The following is a 2194-nucleotide window of genomic DNA, read 5'->3' as shown; positions in this document are numbered from 1 at the left end:
ATCGACCAGGTCAACGGCTCAATCATCCAGATCGACGAGACCACGCAGCAGAACGCCGCCCTCGTGGAAGAGGCGTCGGCGGCGGCGCGGGCGATGGAGCAGCAGGCCCAGGACCTGCGAGCCAGCGTTTCGGCCTTCAAGACGTCCGACGGACGGTCGCCGGTCATCCAAGGCAGCTCCCGCAGCCGAAGCGTAGAGACTGAGGTCCTGCTCGCCTGAGGCGTCGGCGGAGCGCGGACGCCGTGGGCCGCGGTGCCGCTTGAGCGCGCGGCGCCACTCGCCTAGAGTGGCGCCGCAGTGCTTGCCGCGGCCCTTTGTCGGAAGGGCTCATGTCTTGGAGACATGCGGGGGAGTGCATGGGGGAGGCGGGACTTCAGGGAACGGTATCGCGACGGTCGTTGGGCCGCCGCAGGGGTCTGTTCGGCCTGTGCCTGGCGGCGCTCGCAGCGTCCGTACTGGCGGGCGTGCTGCAACACCAGGCGAATCAGGACCATCAGCGCGAACGGTTCTCCCGCGTAGCAGATGCGGCCACCCTGACGCTGCAAACGCAACTCGCCGCCTTCGAACATGGCCTGCGCGGCGCGCGTGGCGCCGTGATCGCGGCGGGCCCCCAGCTGGATCGCGCCCGCTTCCGTGCCTACAGCGAATCGCGCGACTACGCGAGCGAGTTTCCCGGCATCCGCGGCTACGGCTACATCCAGCGCGTTCCCGGGATCGAAGAGGGCCGCTTCGTGGAAGCCGCGAAGAACGACGGCTTCCCGGATTTCGCCGTGCGTTCGCTGGCGCCGAACGACGGGGATCGGTTCGTCATCCGCTACCTGGAGCCCCTCGCGCGGAACGAAGCCGCGATCGGCCTGGACATCGCCTCGGAACCTGCGCGGCGTGCCGCGGCGCTGGCGGCCGCACGCAGCGGCCAAGCGACGCTGTCCCGACCGGTCACACTGGTGCAGGAAGCCGGGCGCGCCCGGCACGGATTCCTGCTGCTGCTGCCCGTGTACGACACCGGGGCGCCGCTGGACAGTGCGGATGCGCGCCTGGCGGCCACCCGCGGTTGGGCCTTCGCTCCACTCACCATCGATGCCGTGCTGCAGCGGGTCGAACAAGGGGAAGGCGCTTACGCGCTTGCGCTCACCGATCTCGGTGACGATGCGGCCGAAGGACCGTTCTACGTGAGCGCTGGGTTGGCGTCGCCGGACACTGCTCCGGTGAGCGCCGAGCGACGCCTGCGCATCCACGGACGGGAGTGGGCGGCGCGCTTCACCGCGCGGGCCGCCTTCATCCAAGGCCTGCGCCTGCCTTCCCCGTGGCTGGTGGCGCTGGCGACGCTCGTGCTGGGCATGTTGAGCGTAGCCGTGTGGTACCTGATGACCACGGCACGCGAGCGTCGCCGCGCAGCCTTCATCGATCATGCCCAACTCGAGGCGCTCGTCGCCGGCTCGACCGAGGCCATCATCGCGTGCGACCCCTGCGGACGCATCACACTATGGAATACGGCTGCGCAACACACGCTGGGCCATGCGCAGGCCGAGACGCTCGGGCGCCCGATGGCGTCCGTGTTGACCGACGACAACGGCCAACCCGCGTTCGCCGATCTGTCGCGCGATGTCCAGGGCGCGTCTCACCGGCTACGCCGCAAGGACGGCGCCCTTCTTGATGTGCTGGCCAGCCTTTCGGTCATCCGGGACGCCGCCGGCCAGACGTACGGCGCCTCCCTGTTCCTGCACGACATGTCGAGGCACTTGCGCGCGGAAGAGCAGTTCCGTCGCGTGGTGGAAGCCTCGCCCAGTGCGATCCTGATGGTGGACGAGGCCGGTCGCATTCAACTGGCGAACGCGAAAGCGGAAGAGCTGTTCGGCTATGCGCGCGAAGACCTACTGGGCCAGGCCATGGATCGCTTGCTGCCAGGCGATACTCGCCAGCACCACGCCGGTTACATCGAGCGATACTTCCGCGAGCCGCAGGCGCGACCGATGGGCGCGGGGCGCGACCTGTACGGACTGCGACGCGACGGCACGCGCGTGCCGATCGAGATCGGCCTGAATCCGATCCACACCGCGGAAGGGCGCTTCGCGCTGGCCTTCATCATCGACATCACAGAGCGCAAGCGGCATGAGGAAGGCATCCTGCGCCTCAATGCCACGCTCGAGCAGCAGGTGCTGGACCGCACCGCGCAGATCCGCACGTATTCCTCACG

Annotated in this window: 1 protein-coding gene and 1 pseudogene; both read left to right on the top strand. The window is 69.0% G+C overall.

The annotated features are described in order from the left end of the window. Positions 1 to 219: pseudogene (locus tag CSC78_RS18685) on the top strand (methyl-accepting chemotaxis protein); the annotation flags it as partial. 179 nt (positions 220 to 398) lie between these two features. Continuing rightward, the coding region (locus tag CSC78_RS18680; RefSeq protein WP_162339376.1) for a CHASE domain-containing protein at positions 399 to 2194 on the top strand (1796 nt) is incomplete at its 3' end.

This window comes from Pseudoxanthomonas japonensis, assembly GCF_010093445.1.
Lineage (GTDB): Bacteria > Pseudomonadota > Gammaproteobacteria > Xanthomonadales > Xanthomonadaceae > Pseudoxanthomonas_A > Pseudoxanthomonas_A japonensis.
The sequence above is the reverse complement of the archived record's forward strand: the minus strand, read 5'-3'. Positions and strand labels throughout refer to the sequence as shown.